Annotated in this window: 14 protein-coding genes; all 14 read left to right on the top strand. The window is 72.1% G+C overall.

Annotation, left to right across the window (positions count from 1 at the left end):
• The first annotated feature begins 4 nt into the window (after positions 1 to 4).
• The 14 genes from GWK15_RS06215 (at position 5) to GWK15_RS06280 (ending at position 16,850) form a co-directional block, all read left to right on the top strand.
• Positions 5 to 1,447 carry a UDP-N-acetylmuramoyl-L-alanyl-D-glutamate--2,6-diaminopimelate ligase gene (locus GWK15_RS06215; RefSeq protein ID WP_168040292.1) on the top strand — a complete coding sequence of 481 codons (1,443 nt, stop codon included), beginning with the start codon at positions 5 to 7 and terminating at the stop codon, positions 1,445 to 1,447.
• Positions 1,444 to 2,823, top strand: coding sequence for a UDP-N-acetylmuramoyl-tripeptide--D-alanyl-D-alanine ligase (locus GWK15_RS06220; RefSeq protein ID WP_168040095.1), 1,380 nt, complete (start codon positions 1,444 to 1,446; stop codon positions 2,821 to 2,823). Before GWK15_RS06215 ends, GWK15_RS06220 begins: the two co-directional genes overlap by 4 nt.
• Positions 2,820 to 3,908 carry a phospho-N-acetylmuramoyl-pentapeptide-transferase gene (gene mraY, locus GWK15_RS06225; RefSeq protein ID WP_168040097.1) on the top strand — a complete coding sequence of 363 codons (1,089 nt, stop codon included), beginning with the start codon at positions 2,820 to 2,822 and terminating at the stop codon, positions 3,906 to 3,908. Before GWK15_RS06220 ends, mraY begins: the two co-directional genes overlap by 4 nt.
• Positions 3,905 to 5,287, top strand: a complete 1,383-nt coding sequence (murD, locus tag GWK15_RS06230) for a UDP-N-acetylmuramoyl-L-alanine--D-glutamate ligase (RefSeq protein WP_168040099.1) — start codon at positions 3,905 to 3,907, stop codon at positions 5,285 to 5,287. Before mraY ends, murD begins: the two co-directional genes overlap by 4 nt.
• Positions 5,287 to 6,459, top strand: coding sequence for an FtsW/RodA/SpoVE family cell cycle protein (locus tag GWK15_RS06235; RefSeq protein WP_209442002.1), 1,173 nt, complete (start codon positions 5,287 to 5,289; stop codon positions 6,457 to 6,459). The genes murD and GWK15_RS06235 overlap by 1 nt, the downstream gene beginning before the upstream one ends.
• Entirely contained in the window at positions 6,456 to 7,589 is a 1,134-nt protein-coding gene (murG, locus tag GWK15_RS06240) for an undecaprenyldiphospho-muramoylpentapeptide beta-N-acetylglucosaminyltransferase (protein ID WP_168040101.1), read from the top strand. The genes GWK15_RS06235 and murG overlap by 4 nt, the downstream gene beginning before the upstream one ends.
• Entirely contained in the window at positions 7,589 to 9,031 is a 1,443-nt protein-coding gene (murC, locus tag GWK15_RS06245; RefSeq protein ID WP_168040103.1) for a UDP-N-acetylmuramate--L-alanine ligase, read from the top strand. The genes murG and murC overlap by 1 nt, the downstream gene beginning before the upstream one ends.
• Positions 9,032 to 9,039: 8 nt before the next feature.
• Positions 9,040 to 9,936, top strand: coding sequence for a UDP-N-acetylmuramate dehydrogenase (murB, locus tag GWK15_RS06250; RefSeq protein ID WP_168040105.1), 897 nt, complete (start codon positions 9,040 to 9,042; stop codon positions 9,934 to 9,936).
• Complete coding sequence (locus tag GWK15_RS06255) at positions 9,933 to 10,859, top strand: D-alanine--D-alanine ligase (RefSeq protein WP_168040106.1); 927 nt, start codon at positions 9,933 to 9,935, stop codon at positions 10,857 to 10,859. The genes murB and GWK15_RS06255 overlap by 4 nt, the downstream gene beginning before the upstream one ends.
• Positions 10,849 to 11,730 (top strand): cell division protein FtsQ/DivIB, encoded by an 882-nt coding sequence (locus GWK15_RS06260; protein ID WP_168040108.1) that lies wholly within the window; start codon positions 10,849 to 10,851, stop codon positions 11,728 to 11,730. Before GWK15_RS06255 ends, GWK15_RS06260 begins: the two co-directional genes overlap by 11 nt.
• On the top strand, positions 11,727 to 13,022 hold the full coding sequence (ftsA, locus tag GWK15_RS06265; protein ID WP_168040110.1) for a cell division protein FtsA: 1,296 nt from the start codon (positions 11,727 to 11,729) through the stop codon (positions 13,020 to 13,022). The genes GWK15_RS06260 and ftsA overlap by 4 nt, the downstream gene beginning before the upstream one ends.
• Positions 13,023 to 13,083: 61 nt before the next feature.
• Positions 13,084 to 14,667: a cell division protein FtsZ gene (gene ftsZ / locus GWK15_RS06270; RefSeq protein ID WP_168040112.1), complete on the top strand. Its 1,584-nt coding sequence runs from the start codon at positions 13,084 to 13,086 to the stop codon at positions 14,665 to 14,667.
• 320 nt (positions 14,668 to 14,987) lie between these two features.
• Positions 14,988 to 15,932: a UDP-3-O-acyl-N-acetylglucosamine deacetylase gene (gene lpxC, locus GWK15_RS06275; protein ID WP_168040114.1), complete on the top strand. Its 945-nt coding sequence runs from the start codon at positions 14,988 to 14,990 to the stop codon at positions 15,930 to 15,932.
• Positions 15,933 to 15,998: 66 nt separating this feature from the next.
• Positions 15,999 to 16,850, top strand: a complete 852-nt coding sequence (locus GWK15_RS06280; protein WP_168040116.1) for an outer membrane protein assembly factor BamD — start codon at positions 15,999 to 16,001, stop codon at positions 16,848 to 16,850.

Consider the following 16,850-nt stretch of genomic DNA (forward strand, 5'->3'; position numbering starts at 1 on the left):
GCTCATGCGCCGCAGCGGCCTGCCCGCGCTCGCCGAGGACAGCCCGGTCGCCGGGCTGACCGCCGACAGCCGGGCCGTCGCACCCGGCATGATCTTCGCCGCCCTGCCCGGCCTGCGTGCCGATGGCCGTGCCTTCATCGCCGATGCCGTCGAACGCGGGGCCGCCGCAGTGATCGCCCCGGACGGCACCGACTGGCCGCCGGGCGTGCCGGTGCGGCCGCTGATCACCTCGGCCGACCCGCGCCGGACGCTCGCGCTGATGGCCGCCGCCTTCCATGGCGCGCAGCCACGCACGGTCGTCGCCGTGACCGGTACCAACGGCAAGACCAGCACGGTCGACTTCCTGCGCCAGATCTGGACCCTGGCCGGCGAGCGCGCCGCCTCCCTCGGCACCCTCGGCCTGATCGCCGAGGGCTTCCCGCGCGGGCCCTCCCTGACCACGCCGGACCCGGTCGCGCTGCATGCGACGCTCGCCGCCCTCGCCCGCGCGGGCTTCGGCGCAGCGGCGATGGAAGCCTCCTCCCATGGTCTCGACCAGCGGCGCCTCGACGGCGTGGTGCTGGCCGCGGCCGGCTTCACCAACCTCACGCGCGATCACCTCGACTACCACGGCTCGATGGAGGCCTATCGCGCGGCCAAGCTGCGGCTTTTCGACACGCTGCTGCCCGCCGGGGCGATCGGCGCCGCCTGCACCGAGATGGACGGCACGACGCTCGACGCCCTGCGCGCCACCGCACGCGCCCGCCACGTCAACCTGCTGACCGTGGGCGAGGCAGGAGAGGATGTGCGCCTCCTCGCCGCCCGTCCGCTGCCGGACGGCCAGGCGCTCGAGGTCGAGGCGTTCGGCACGCGCCACGACCTGCACCTGCCCCTGCCCGGCCGCTTCCAGGCCGACAACGCGTTGCTCGCCGCGGCCCTTGCGGTCGGTGCGGGCCTGCCGGCCGACCAGGTCTTCGGCACGCTGCCGCGCCTCGCCGGCGTGCATGGGCGGATGGAGCGCGCTGCCGTCCTGCCGAACGGCGCCGCGGTCTATGTCGACTACGCGCACACGCCCGATGCGCTGGCGCGGCTGCTCGCGGCCCTGCGCCCCCACACCGCCGGCCGCCTGCATGTCCTGTTCGGCGCCGGCGGCGACCGCGATCCCGGCAAGCGCCCGCTGATGGGCCGCGCCGCCGCCGAGGGCGCCGACAAGGCCTGGGTCACCGACGACAATCCCCGCAGCGAGGATCCCGCCACCATCCGCGCCGCCGTGATGACGGGCGCTCCCGGCGCCATCGACGCCGGCGCGCGGGAGGACGCCATCGCCGCCGCGCTCGCCGACCTCGGCCCCGGGGACGTGCTCGCCGTCGCCGGCAAGGGTCACGAGACCGGCCAGGAGATCGCGGGCATCAAGCACCCCTTCGACGACATCGAGGTCGTCCGCCGCCTCGCCGGGGCGTTGTCGTGACCGCGCTCTGGACCAGCGACGAGCTCCGCGCCGCGACCGGCGGAACGCTCGCGGCCGAGGTCTCCGTGACCGGCATCTCGATCGACACGCGCAGCCTCGCGCCGGGCGACCTCTTCGTTGCGCTGCGTGATGCGCGCGACGGGCACGACTTCGTCGCCGACGCGCTGGCCAAGGGCGCGGCCGCCGCGCTGGTCGACAGCGACCCGCCCGGCGTCGCCCCGGACGCCCCCCTGCTGCGCGTGACCGAGACGCTGGCCGGCCTCACCGCCCTCGGCGCCGCCGGCCGCGCGCGATCCGCGGCGCGCGTCGTCGGGGTCACCGGCTCGGTCGGCAAGACCACGACGAAGGAGATGCTGCGCGTCGCGCTTTCCGCCTTCGGGCCGACGCATGCCTCCGCGGCCTCCTTCAACAATCACTGGGGCGTGCCGATCACCCTCGCCCGCATGCCGCGGGACGCCGCCTTCGCGGTGATCGAGATGGGCATGAACCAGCGCGGCGAGATCGCGCCCCTCACCCGCCTCGCCCGGCCGCATGTCGGCGTCATCACCACTACCGGCACCGCGCATATCGGCAACCTCGGCAGCGAGGAGGCGATCGCCGAGGAGAAGGGCGACATCCTCCTCGGCATCGAAGCGGGCGGCACGCTGGTCATCCCGGCCGACAGCCGTTTCGCCGCACGCCTCGCCGCGCGCGGCGAGGAAGCCGGCCTCGCCGTCCTGGCGCATGGCGAGGCGCCCGGCGCCGATGCCCGCCTGCTCGCCTACGAGGGCACCGAAGATGGCGGGCGCGCCGAGATCCTTCTGCGCGGCGAACGGATCGGCGTCATGCTGGCCGCCCCGGGCCGCCACGTCGCGCTCAATGCCTGCGCGGTGCTCGCCGCCGTCGCGGCCCTTGGCCTGTCGCCGCGGACCGCCGCCGCCGCCCTGCCCGCCTTCGGCGCGCCCGCCGGCCGTGGCCGTCGCACCCGCATCACAGTCTCGGGCGGCGAGGCGTTGCTGATCGACGATTCGTACAACGCCTCCCCGCCCTCGATCCGCGCCGGGCTTGCCGTGCTCGCCGCCCAGGCGGCGACGCGCCGGATCGCCGCCCTTGGCGACATGCGCGAATTGGGCGATGAGGCGCCCGCCATCCACGCGAGTCTGGCGCCTGACGCGGCGCAGTCCTGCGACCTCGTCTTCTGCTGCGGGGAGATGATGGGCCACCTCTACCGCGCTTTGCCCGAGGGGCGGCGCGGTGCGCACCTGCCGGATTCCGCGAGCCTCGCGCCGGTGCTGAAGCAGGCGCTGCGTCCGGGCGACGCGGTGCTGGTGAAGGGCTCGCTCGGATCGCGCATGGCGGTCGTTGTGGAGGCGCTGACCGAAGGCATGCGGCCGTGATCTATAACTTCCTCACCCCTTTCGCCGAGGATTTCGCGCTCTTCAACCTCGCGCGCTACCACACCTTCCGAGCCGGCGCGGCCTGCCTGACGGCGCTGCTGATCTGCCTCGTCTTCGGCGGCGCGATCATCCGCTGGCTGCGATCCTTCCAGCGCGGTGGCCAGCCGATCCGCGACGACGGGCCGGAGCGCCACCTGATCGAGAAGAAGGGCACGCCGACCATGGGCGGCGTGATGATCCTGCTCGCCCTCGTCGTCTCGACGCTGCTCTGGGCGGACCTCCGCTCGGGCATGGTCTGGGCGACGCTGGTGGTCACGGTCGGCTATGGCGCGCTCGGCTTCGCCGATGACTGGCTGAAGGTGACCAAGCGCAACACCAAGGGCGTGTCGGGGCGGATGAAGCTGATCGTGCAGGCCGGCCTCGGCCTGGCGGTCGCGGTCTGGATCACCGCGCTGATGCCCGGGCCGCTCGCCGACAAGCTCGCCGTGCCGGTGTTCAAGGAATTGCTGATCCCCTTCGGCATCCTGTTCCCGCTCATCGGCATGCTGGTGATGATGGGTTCGTCCAACGCGGTGAACCTCACCGACGGGCTCGATGGCCTTGCCATCGTTCCGGTAATGATCGCCGCGGCCGTCTTTGCGCTGATCGCCTACCTGGTCGGCAACCGCGTCTTCGCCGACTACCTGCAGCTGCACTACGTGCCCGGCACGGGCGAGCTCGCGGTCTTCGCCTCGGCGCTGATCGGCGCGGCGCTCGGCTTCCTGTGGTTCAACGCGCCGCCGGCCGCGGTCTTCATGGGCGACACCGGCTCGCTCTCGATCGGCGGCGCGCTGGGCGCGCTCGCCGTCGCGACGAAGCACGAGATCGTGCTCGCCATCGTTGGCGGCCTTTTCGTGGTCGAGACCGTCTCCGTGATGATCCAGGTCTTCTGGTTCAAACGGACGGGCCGGCGCGTCTTCCTGATGGCGCCGTTGCACCACCACTTCGAGAAGAAGGGCTGGGCGGAACCCACCATCGTCATCCGCTTCTGGATCATCGCCATGATCCTCGCCCTCGTCGGCCTCAGCACGCTGAAGATCCGATGACCGTTCCGGCCCCGCCCTTCACCCCCTTCCTCGGCGCGCGCATCGCGGTCGTCGGGCTCGGCCGCGCAGGCCTGCCCGCCGCATTGCGCCTCGCCGACTGGGGGGCGGAGGTCGAGGCCTGGGACGATGACGAGGCGAAGCGCCGCGAGGCCGCTGCCGCCGGACTGCCCGTCCGCGACCCCGCCGAGGGCCGCTTCCGCGCCGACGCCCTTCTGCTGTCCCCCGGCATCCCGCACCGCCTGCCGAAGCCGCATCGCATCGCCGCGGCGGCCCAGCAGGCCGGGGCGCCGATCCTGTGCGACGCGGAATTCCTCTACCGGGCGGTGCTCGCGGCCCATTCCGGCGCTCGCTTCGTCGGCGTCACCGGCACCAACGGCAAGTCCACCACCACGGCGCTCATCAACCACATGCTCATCCGCGCGGGACGCGAGGCCGAGGTCGGCGGCAACCTCGGTCCCCCGGCGCTGGGACTCAACATCTTGGGGTCCGAAGGGGTCTATACCCTCGAAATGTCGAGCTACATGTTGGAGCGAATCGCCACGCTGCGCTTCAACGTGGCTGTCATGCTGAACCTTAGCCCGGACCATATCGACCGCCATGGCAGCATGGCCGGCTATGCCGCTGCGAAGGCGAACATCTTCGCGCGCCAGGGGGCCGGGGACGTCGCGGTGCTGGGCCAGGACGACGCGATGACCGTGGCCCTGTCCCGCGGCCTAGCGGCCAGGATCGTTCCGGTCTCGGGCGTCGCGCCCCAGCCGGGCGGCGTCTGGGCCGAGGGGCGGCTGCTGCGCGACGATTCGGGCGCGATCCTCTCCCTCGAGGACGCCCCGGCGCTGCCAGGCAGCCACAACGCCCAGAACGCCGCCGCCGCCGCCGCCACGGGCTTCGCGCTCGGCCTGTCTCGGCAGGATGTGGCGGTCGGCATCGCCACCTATCCCGGCCTGCCCCACCGCCAGGAACGCGTCGGCACCTCCCGCGGGGTCACCTTCGTCAACGACAGCAAGGCGACCAACGCCGACAGCGCCGCCCGCGCCCTCGCCTCCTACGACCGCGTCGTCTGGATCGCCGGCGGCATGGCCAAGGACGGCGGGATCGAGGGCCTCGCCCCCTTCTTCCCCCGCATCGCGAAGGCCCTGCTGATCGGCCGCGACGCCCCGGCCTTCGCCGCGACCCTCGCCGCCCATGGCGTCCCGCACGAGGTCGTCGGCACCCTCGATGCCGCGGTGCCCGCCGCGGCCGCGGCCGCCTTCGCCGGCGCGGCCCCCGTGGTCCTGCTCTCCCCGGCCTGCGCCTCCTGGGACCAGTTCAGCGGCTTCGACGCCCGTGGCGACCGGTTCCGCGAACTCGTGGCCGGCCTGCTTTCGGCGGGTGCCGCCTGATGGCCTTCTCCCGCGCCGACACCTCCGTCCTCGGCCGCTGGTGGTGGACGGTCGACCGCTGGACGCTGGGCGCGCTGCTGATCCTGATCGGCTTCGGCTACGTGATGATGCTCGCCGCCTCCCCGGCGGTCGCCGAGCGCATCGGCGCCTCCTCGCGCCACATGTTCTTCATCAAGCAGGTCGCCTACCTCGCCATGGCGGCGCTGCTGATGGTCTCGGTGTCGCTGCTCTCGGTGCGCGGGGTGCGGCGCCTCGCGCTGGTGGGCTTCGCCATCGCGCTGGCACTGACGGCCGCGACCCTCGTCGTGGGCGTCGAGATCAAGGGCGCACGGCGCTGGCTGCCGATCCCGGCGTTGTCGCTGCAGCCCTCGGAATTCCTCAAGCCCTTCTTCGCCGTCGTCGCCGCCTGGCTGATCGCCGAGGGCAAGGCCCCCGGCTCCAAGGTCTGGGGCGCAAGCATCGCCCTCGTGCTCTATCTGGTGGTCGCGGGGATCCTGAAGGGCCAGCCGGACATCGGCATGCTCATCGTCATCTCGGCGGTGTTCTTCGCCCAGTTCTTCGTCGCCGGCATGAACCTGTTCCTGGTCGGCGCGGTGGGCGGCATCGGCGTGGCGGGGGCGGTCGCGGCCTATTTCATGTTCCCGCACGTGCAGTCGCGCGTGCAGCGCTTCCTCGACCCGTCGTCCGGCGATTCCTACCAGGTCAGCGTCGCGCTCGAGGCCTTCGCCAATGGCGGCCTGCTCGGCCGCGGCCCGGGCGAGGGCCGCGTGAAGAACGTGCTGCCAGATGCCCATGCCGACTTCGTCTTCGCCGTCGCGGCGGAGGAATACGGCATGGTCCTCTGTCTCGTGATCATCGCGCTGTTCGCCTATGTCGTGGTGCGCGGGCTGATGCGGCTGCTGGGCGAAAGCGACCTCTTCGTCATGCTCGCCGGCACCGGGCTGCTGACGCAGTTCGGCCTGCAGGCCTTCGTCAACATGGGCTCGACGCTGCACCTCATCCCGACCAAGGGGATGACGCTGCCCTTCGTCTCCTATGGCGGCTCCTCGGTGCTCGCCATTGCGATGGGGATGGGCATGCTGCTCGCCCTGACCAGGCGACGCACCGGCACGCGGGCCGGGGAGGATGCCGATCCCGCCGCCCCCGCCGTCCCGGCGGGAGGGATCCGGTGAGGGGCCCGGCCGTGCGCCCCATCGTCATCGCCGCCGGCGGGACCGGCGGCCACCTGTTTCCGGCCGAAGCCCTGGCCGCGGAACTGCTGCGTCGTGGCGAGCGCATCGCGCTGATGACCGATGCGCGCTCCGCCGCTTACGAAAGCGCCGCCTTCGCCGCCGCCGAGCGCTTCGTTCTCAGCGGCGCCGGCCTGTCCGGCCGTGGCGTCCGTGGCGCGGCCAAGGGCGCGGTCGCGCTCGTCGCCGGCACGGTCCAGGCGCGCCGGCACCTTGCGGCGCTCAACCCGTCGGCCGTGGTCGGCTTCGGCGGCTATGCCTCCTTCCCGCCCCTCGCTGCCGCACGGCTGACGGGTGCGGCGCGTCGCCCCGCCATCGTGCTGCACGAACAGAACGCCGTGCTCGGCCGCGCCAATCGCCTGATGGCCCGCGCCGCCGACCTGCTCGCCCTGTCCTTCGAGGGCACGACGAATGTCCCCGCCGGCACGACCACCGCCGTGGTGGGAAATCCTGTGCGCCCGGCGCTCGCCGCCCTGGCCGGCCAACCCTATCCGCTGCCGCCCGAGGGCGGCGCGCTGCGCCTGCTGGTGACCGGCGGTAGCCAGGGCGCGCGCGTCTTCGCCGATGTCGTCCCCGCCGCCGTCGCCGCCCTGCCGGAGGAGATCCGCGCGCGGCTGCTGGTGACGCAGCAATGCCGCGCCGAGGACCTGGCCCGCACCGAGAGCGCCTATCGCGCCGCGGGCGTGGTCGCCGACCTCGCGCCCTTTTTCCCCGACATCGCCGGGCGGATCGCGACCGCGCACCTCGTCGTCGCCCGCGCCGGCGCCTCGACGGTCGCCGAACTCGCCTGCGCCGGGCGCCCCTCCGTCCTGGTGCCGCTCCCCTCGGCGATCGACGACCATCAATCCGCGAATGCCCGCGCGCTCGCCGAGGCCGACGCCGCCTGGGTCTACCCGCAGCCTTCCTTCACCCCGGCGGCGCTCGCCGAACGCCTCGTCTCGCTCTTCGCGGTTCCCCTTCGCCTTGTCTCGGCCGCCGCCGCGGCCGCCGCCCTCGCCCGCCCGCATGCGGCGCGGGACCTTGCCGATCGCGTGCTCGCGCTCGCCCACCACGACGCCATGGGGACCGCCTGATGCGCGCGCTTCCGCTCAACATCGGGCCGATCCACTTCGTCGGCATCGGCGGCATCGGCATGTCCGGCATCGCGGAGGTGCTGCACAACCTCGGCTACCACGTGCAGGGCAGCGACATCGCCGAGGGCTACAACGTCACCCGCCTGCGCGAGGCCGGCATCCACGTCGCGGTCGGCCACGACGCCGCCAATCTCGGTGATGCGCAGGTCGTCGTCGTCTCCACGGCGGTGAAGCGCGACAACCCCGAGGTGGTCGCCGCCCGCAAGCGCTTCATCCCGGTCGTCCGCCGCGCCGAGATGCTGGCCGAGCTGATGCGCCTGAAATGGTCCATCGCCATTGGCGGCACGCATGGCAAGACGACCACCACCTCCCTCGTCGCCGCAGTACTCGAGGCTGCGCGCCTCGACCCCACTGTCATCAATGGCGGCATCGTCAACGCCTACGGCACCAACACCCGCATGGGCGCCGGCGACTGGATGGTCGTCGAGGCCGATGAATCCGACGGCTCCTTCCTGAAGCTGCCGGCCGTCGTCGCGGTCGTGACCAACATGGACCCCGAGCACCTCGACCACTGGGGGACGGGCGATGCCATGAAGGAAGGCTACGCCCAGTTCGTCGGCAACATCCCGTTCTACGGCTTCGCGGTGCTCTGCATGGACCACCCCGAGGTCCAGGCGATGATCCCGCGCCTGTCGGACCGCCGCATCGTCACCTACGGCTTCTCGCCGCAGGCCGATGTGCGCGCCGAACGCATCATCACCGACCGCATGGGCGCGACCTTCGAGGTGACGGTGACCGACCGCGCCACCGGCCGGTCGCGCACCATGAAGCCCTTCCGCCTGCCGATGCTCGGCCAGCACAATGTGCAGAACGCGCTCGCGGCGATCGCGATCGGCGTCGAGATGGACGTCGACGAGAGCACCATCCGCACCGCGCTGGCCGGCTTCAAGGGCGTGAAGCGCCGCTTCACCCGGACCGGCGAAGCCGGCGGCATCACCGTCATCGACGACTACGGCCACCACCCGGTCGAGATCGCCGCCGTGCTCAAGGCCGCCCGCCAGGCGGGCGCGCGGGACGTGATCGCCGTCGTCCAGCCGCATCGCTACTCGCGCCTGAACACCCTCTTCGAGGAGTTCTGCACCTGCATGAACGACGCCGGCACGGTCATCGTCGCCGACGTCTACGCGGCGGGCGAACAGCCGATCGCCGGCGTCGACAAGGACGCGCTGGTCGAGGGCCTGCGCGCCCGCGGCCACCGCTCCGTCGTGCCGCTGCCCGGCCCCGACAGCCTGCCCGAGATGATCCACGCCATCGCCAAGTCCGGCGACTACGTGGTCTGCCTCGGCGCCGGCAACATCACCGCCTGGGCGCATGCGCTGCCGGGCCAGCTTGCCGACCTGCAGTCCCGCACCCGCGGCCGCCTCGCCGGAGCGATGAAGTGAGGCCCGGGATGGAAGCGCACGCCACGCTGCCCCCGCTGCGCGGCCGCGTGCAGCGCGACGCGCCGCTCGGCCCCGCGACCTGGTTCCGCGTCGGCGGCCCGGCCGAGATCCTGGTGCGCCCGGCCGATGTCGATGACCTGCTGCTGCTGCTGCGCGACCTGCCGGACGACGTGCCGCTGACGGTGATCGGCGCCGCGTCGAACATGATCGTCCGTGACGGCGGCGTGGCGGGCGTGGTGGTGCGCCTCGCGCGCGGCTTCGGCGACATCGCGATCGAGGCCGACGGCATCGTGGCCGGCGCGGCCGCGCTCGACGTCACGGTCGCGGAGACGGCGGCTGCCAGTGCTCTGGGCAGCCTCGAATTCCTCGTCGGCATCCCGGGGACCATCGGCGGCGCGGTGGCGATGAACGCCGGCGCCTATGGGGCCGAGATCAAGGACGTACTGGACTGGGCCGAGGTCGCAACGCCGTCCGGCCTGCTGCGTCTGACCGCTGCGGATCTGAACTTCGCCTATCGCCGCGCCGCCCTGCCCGCCCGCGCCGTGGTCACCCGCGCGCGACTTCGCGCGACGCCAGGCGATGCCGCAGCCGTCACCGCCCGCCTCAACGATATCCGCGCTGCGCGCGAGGCGACCCAGCCCGTCCGCGCCCGCACCGGCGGCTCCACCTTCAAGAACCCGCCGGGTGCGAAGAAGGCCTGGGAACTGATCGACGCCGCCGGCTGCCGCGGCCTGATGCACGGCGCCGCGCAGGTCAGCGAGAAGCACTGCAACTTCCTCCTCAACACCGGCGGCGCCACCGCCGCCGATATCGAGGCTCTCGGAGAAGAGGTCCGCGCCCGCGTGCGCGCTGCCTCGGGTATCGAGCTCGAATGGGAGATCAAGCGCGTCGGGAGGCCCGCATGACCCAGAACGTCGCGGTCCTCTACGGCGGCATCTCGGCCGAGCGGGAGGTCTCCCTCTCCTCCGGCGGCCAGGTCATCGTCGCTCTGCGCGAGGCAGGCTTCAACGTCACGCCGATCGATGTCGGGGAGGATCTCGGTGCGGTCATCCACGCCCTGACGCATCCGCGGCCGGACGTGGTGTTCAACGCCCTCCATGGCCGCTTCGGCGAGGATGGCTGCATCCAGGGCGTGCTCGACTGGCTCGGCCTGCCCTACACGCATTCGGGCCTGCGCGCCTCCGCCCTCGCCATGGACAAGGCCGCGGCGAAGGCAGTGTTCCGCTCGGCCGGCCTGCCGGTGGTGCAGGACCGCCTGGTGACGCGCGAGGAACTCGAGGCCGCCGACCCGCTGCCCCTTCCCTATGTGGTGAAGCCGGTGAACGAGGGCTCCTCGGTCGGCGTGCACATCCTGATGGAAGGCGACAACCGCCGCGGCGAGATCGCGCGCAACTGGCGCTACGGCGCCCACGCCATGGCCGAGACCTACGTCCCGGGGCGCGAACTGACGGTCGGCGTGATGGGGGACCGGGCGCTCGCGGTGACCGACATCCTCGCCGATGCCGGCGCCTTCTACGACTACGACAGCAAGTACGCGGCCGGCGGGTCGCGCCATGTCCTGCCGGCGCAGATGCACCCCGACGCCTATGCCCAGGCGCTCGACATTGCGCTGCGCGCGCATCAGGCGCTGGGCTGCCGCGGCGCCTCGCGCGCCGACCTGCGCTACGACGACACGACGGGCGAACCCGGCCGCCTGGTGCTGCTGGAAGTGAACACCCAGCCCGGCCTGACGCCGACCTCGCTGCTGCCCGAACAGGCGGCTCATTGCGGCATTCCCTTCGGCGCGCTCTGCGCCTGGATGGTGCGGGAGGCCCGGTATGGCGCGTGAGCGGCTCGCCCGCACCTCCGCAACCCAGAAGGAACCGTCCCGCCCGTCACGCCTGCGCATCTGGATGCGCCGGCGGCGCGGCCTCGCGCGTCCGGCGCTCTACGCCGCGATGGGCCTCGGCGCGATCGGCGTGCTGGTGCTGGCCGTCCGCGCGATCGACCCGGGTGCGCGGGTCCGCGATGTCGCCTCCTCGCTGGCGGGCATTGGCGACACCGCCGGGCTGAGCGTGAACGCCGTGATCCTCGAAGGGCGCCACAACACGCCGCGCGACATGATCGTCGCTGCCCTCGGCGTGTCGCGCGGCGATCCGATCCTCGACTTCTCGCCCGAGGCCGCGCGCCAGCGGCTCGAGACCATCGCCTGGGTTCAGCGCGCGCATGTCGAGCGGCACCTGCCCTCGACCATCGTGGTGCGCATCGAGGAACGCCAGCCCTTCGCCATCTGGCAGCACAATGGCCGCTTCGTGATCATCGACGCCGCCGGCAAGGTGGTGGCGACGGAACGGCTCGACCAGTTCGGTTCCCTGCCGCTGCTGGTCGGCGCAGGCGCCGACACCAGCGGCCACGCGCTCTACACCGCGCTCGCCCGCCACACCGACCTGCGCGACCGCGTGCAGGCCATGGTCCGCATCCAGGAACGCCGCTGGAACCTGCGCCTGCACAACGGCACCGACGTGCTGCTGCCCGAAGGCCATGAAGGCGCGGCGCTCGAACGCCTCGCCGAGTTGCAGCAGGAAGCGCGCCTCCTCGACCGCCCGCTCGCGGCGATCGACATGCGCCTGCCGGACCGCCTGGTACTGCGCCCGACGCGCCAGGCCGAACCCGCCGAGCAGCCTTCGCCCCAGCAGGCCAGCCGGGCGCGGCGCGGATGAACCAGTTGACCCGCCTTCCCGCCCCCGTCGAGCCCGGCACGCCGCAGCGCAAGCGCCGCCATGCGCGCAGCGGCACCTTCGGCGTGCTCGACATCGGATCGACCAAGGCGGTCTGCCTGATCGCGCGCATCGAGAGCGACGGCGCGCCACGCGTGCTCGGCTTCGGCTGGCAGCGCGGCCGCGGCGTGAAGGGCGGGTCGATCGTCGACCTCGAGGAAGCCGAGCGCGCCATCCGCGCCGCCGTCGGCCAGGCCGAGGACATGGCCGACACGCGCCTGCCCGGCGTGATCGTCAACCTCTCCTGCGGCCAGCCCGACAGCCGGCAGCTGCACATCCAGTGGGGCATCGGCGGGCGCGCCGTCACCGACCAGGACCTGCGCGCCATCCTGCACGAAGGGCGCCGCCGTACCTCGGAGGAAGGCCGCGAGACGGTCCACGCCATCCCGCTCGGCTTCACCGTCGATGCGACGCCGGGCGTGGACGATCCGCGCGCGATGATCTGCGACACGCTCGCCGCGCGGCTGCACATGGTCTCGGCCTCCCAGGCCTCGCTGCGCAACCTCGGCGCCTGCCTGATGCGCTGCGACCTCGAGGTGGAGGAACTCGTCTCCGCACCCTTCGCCGCCGGCCTCGCGACGCTGGTCGAGGACGAGAAGCAGCTCGGCTGCACCGTCATCGACATGGGCGGCGGCGCGACCAGCCTCGCCGTCTTCAGCGAGGGCCACCTGGTCCACACCGCGCAGGTCGCGGTCGGCGGCGGGCAGGTGACCAACGACCTCGCCACCGTGCTGTCGACGCCCGTCGCGCATGCCGAGCGCATCAAGACGCTGCACGGCAGCGTCCATGGCGGCGCCGACGACGACCGGGAATTCCTCCCCGTCCCCCTGCTCGGCGAGGACGAGCACGCCATCGCACGCATCCCGCGCGCCATGGTCGTCGGCATCATCCGCCCGCGACTCGAGGAGACCTTCGAGCTCGTGCGCGACCGGCTCGAGGCCGCGGGCCTCGGCAAGGAAGGCGGCAACCGCGTCGTGCTGACCGGTGGCGCGAGCCAACTCGTCGGCGTGCGTGAACTCGCTGCACGAATCCTCGACCGGCAGGTCCGCGTCGGACGCCCGCTGCCGGTGCGCGGACTGGCCGAGGCCGCGTCCGGCCCCGCCTTCGCCGCGTCCATCGGCCTGCTGCTCTGGGGTGCCGGCGAAGGCCGTCCCGTGCTCGACATCGCGCCCGGCCCCGCACGGTCGGACAGCGCGTTCCGCCGATTCGTCAACTGGGTGAAGGACCGCGTGTGATGCGACCCCTCGCCCCGACTCGATTCCACCGCGTAGAGAACCTCAAAGAGGAGGCTCGCCCATGACCCTGAACCTGACCGTGCCGCAGAGCGCGCACACGGATTTCAGCCCGCGCATCACGGTCGTCGGCGTCGGCGGCGGTGGCACCAACGCGGTCAACAACATGATCGCGATGGGACTCGACGGCGTCGAGTTCCTCGTCGCGAACACGGACAGCCAATCCCTCTTCCACTCGCGCGCCGAACGCCGCGTGCAGCTCGGCCCGCACCTCACGCAGGGCCTCGGCGCCGGCGCGAAGCCCGAGATCGGCCGCGCTGCCGCGGAGGAAGCGATGGAGGAGATCGCGCGCCACATCGAAGGCGTGCACATGATCTTCATCACCGCCGGCATGGGCGGCGGCACGGGCACGGGTGCAGCCCCGGTCATCGCGCGCATGGCGCGGGAGCGCGGCATCCTCACCGTCGGCGTGGTCACCAAGCCCTTCGACTTCGAAGGCCCGAAGCGCCGCAAGTCGGCCGATTCCGGGATCGAGGAACTGCAGTCCTTCGTCGACACGCTGATCATCATCCCGAACCAGAACCTGTTCAGGCTGGCCAACGAGCGCACCACCTTCCAGGAAGCGTTCAAGATGGCCGACAACGTCCTCTACATGGGCGTGCGCGGCGTGACCGACCTGATGGTCAACCCGGGCATGGTGAACCTCGACTTCGCCGACATCCGCACCGTGATGGCGGAGATGGGCAAGGCGATGATGGGCACCGGCGAGGCCGAGGGCGAGGACCGCGCCCGCAAGGCCGCCGAGAGCGCGATCAACAACCCGCTGCTCGAGGACATCTCGATGGCGGGTGCGAAGGGCGTGCTGATCAACATCACCGGCGGCTACGACATGACGCTGTTCGAGGTCGACGAGGCCGCGAACCGCATCCGCAAGGAAGTCGACGAGGAAGCCAACATCATCTTCGGCACCTCGGTCGATGAGGGCATGAACGGCCGCGTGCGCGTTTCCGTCGTCGCCACTGGCCTCGATGCCGTCGCGGCGCGCGAGGCCGAGCGCCCCCGCCTCGTCGCCGTCGGTGGCGGTGCAGCCGCACCGGTCTCCGCGGTCGCGACCCAGGCCGTGGCCGCCGGCCCCGGCCCCATGGGCGCGCCGCGGGCGCCGCAGAGCTTCATCCGCACCGCGGCCCAGCCCGTCGCCATGCCGACAATGCGCCCCGCCGTGGTCGAGGCCGCGGCGGAGCCCGTCGCCGAAGTCCACGCCGCCGAACCGGTCGCGATGGAGCCCGCCTATGTCCACGCCCAGCCGGCGATGCGCGAGGCGCCAATCGTGATCGGCGAGCCCGTCGCCGCGCCCGAGCCCGCGCCCGCCCCGCGCCAGGCCCCCCCTGAGCCCATGGGCCGCGGCGGTTCCATGATGCGCGGCCTGTTCCAGAAGGCGACCGGCCTCGGCAGCATGATGCGCCGCAGCCTGCCCGAGGCTCCGGGCCCGCTCGGCCATCACGCCGCGCCGCGGGTCGAGCCTTCGGTCGTCGCGCCGCAGGCGGCCCCCGCGCCCATGGCGGCGGCTCCGCGCCAGGCCCCGCGCCAGGTGCAGCAGGACGAGATGGGCCTCGAGATCCCGACCTTCCTGCGCCGCCAGAGCAACTGATCTGCGCTCACCGCCCGGGACCGCAGCGCGGTTCCGGGCGTTGAAAACCGCTCAGGCTGCGGGCTCGCGGGTTAAGAACTTCGCCTTCACCCGTCATGGTTGTATCACCCGGCCCTAATTTTGCCCCATTTTGCTTCGCAACAATTCAATGTTTTCAAGTGCTTGTGGCGTAATATAGAGAAACAAGGCTTGAATTGGCTCCATACCCCCCGTGGTGCTTCCTTGATGCGGGGCGTTGTGCACCGCCGTGATGACCGCAGGTCTCCCGACCAGGCGCCATCGCAGGCCAGGACACGGCGCCCCGGAAAGGCACGAGGGTTATGGACGGATTTCTTCCGGCAGAAACGGGACGGCGCAGGACGCTGAAGGCACCCATCGGGTGCGTCGGCATCGGCCTGCATTCCGGCCGCCGTGTGTCCATGACGCTGCGCCCCGCCGCGGCCGGGACGGGCATCGTCTTCCGCCGCACCGACCTCGGCATCGACATCCCCGCCATCTTCGACGAAGTGACCGATACCCGCCTGTGCACCGCGATCGGTGAGGGCGAGGCCCGCATCGGCACGATCGAGCATGTCATGGCCGCCCTCGCCGGCACCGGCATCGACGACGCGATCGTCGAGGTCGACGCGCCCGAGCTGCCGATCATGGACGGCTCGGCCGCCCCCTTCGTCTTCCTGATCGACTGCGCCGGCATCGTCACCACCGCCGCCCCGCGCGCGGTGATAGAGGTCCTGCGCCCCATCCGCGTCGAGGATGCGAACGGCGCCTTCGCCGAACTCCTCCCCTCGCGCGAGGCCGCCTTCGACGCCGAGCTCGAGATCGACTTCCCGAACACCGCGATCGGCCGCCAGGCGCTGTCGATCCGCCTCTCGCCGCACGCCTTCCGCGACGCGCTGGCGGACGCCCGCACCTTCACCCTCGCAGAGGACATCGCGCGCCTGCGCGCGGCCGGCCTCGCGCAGGGCGGCAGCCTCGCGAACGCGGTGGTGGTGGACGGCCCGCTGGTGCTCAACCCGGCCGGCCTGCGGCGCCCTGACGAATTCGTGCGCCACAAGCTGCTCGACGTGGTGGGCGACCTCGCTTTGGCCGGCGCGCCGATCCACGGGCGCTTCCGCGGCGCGCGCTCGGGCCATGCGCTGAACAACCGCCTGCTGCGCGCTCTCTTCGCCGATGCTTCCGCCTGGCGTTACACGGGCATGCCCGTGCTCGCGGAAAGCGGCGCGACGGTGCCGATGCGCGCCGCCGCCGCCCCCGCGATCGCCTGACCGGGCCCGGTTGGCGGCCCGGCGGGCCGCCGTGATATAGAGCGGCCCGACATCATGGCTGCCCCGATGATTCGCACGATCCTGCCTGTCCTTGCCGTCGCGCTGCTGGTTGGCTGTGGCGATTCCTATCGCTTCCGGCAAGGCACCGGCGCAGACCCGTCGCTGACGCGCACCGCCGTGCCGGACGATGCAGCGACCCAGTCGCCGGAAGCGCTCTACGCGGCCGGCATGGCGGAGCTGCGCCAGAACCGCTACCAGCGCGCCGTCGACCTGTTCGACGCGGTGGAACGCGAGCACCCCTATTCGACCTGGGCCACCAACGCGAAGTTGATGGCGGCCTACACCGACTACACGCGCAACCGCTACACCGAGGCGATCGGCGCGCTCGACCGTTTCATCCAGCTGCACCCGGCGCATCGCGACATCGCCTATGCCTACTACCTGCGAGCCCTCGCGCAGTACGAACAGATCAACGACGCGCAGCGCGACCAGCAGCAGACCATCGTCGCCATGGCGGCGCTGCAGGACGTGGTGAACCGCTTCCCCGACACCGCCTATGCCCGGGACGCACGCCTGAAGATGGACCTCGCCCGCGACCACCTTGCGGGCCGCGAAATGAATGTCGGCCGCTACTACCAGCGCCAGGGCCTCTATTCCGCGGCCATCGGCCGATTCCGCCGCGTCGTGGACGAATACCAGACCACCAACCACGTGCCGGAGGCGCTGCATCGCCTCACCGAGATCTACATCGCCCTCGGCCTGACGGACGAGGCACGGCGCACGGCCTCGGTGCTCGGCTTCAACTATCCGGGCAGCCCCTGGTACCAGGATTCCTACGCGCTGCTGGTCGAAGGCGCGCAGCCGGCCGCGCAGGACCGGCCGGGCTTCTTCACCCGCGCCGTCAACTGGCTGTTCTGA

Source organism: Neoroseomonas oryzicola (assembly GCF_012163135.1).
In the GTDB taxonomy this organism is placed as follows: domain Bacteria; phylum Pseudomonadota; class Alphaproteobacteria; order Acetobacterales; family Acetobacteraceae; genus Neoroseomonas; species Neoroseomonas oryzicola.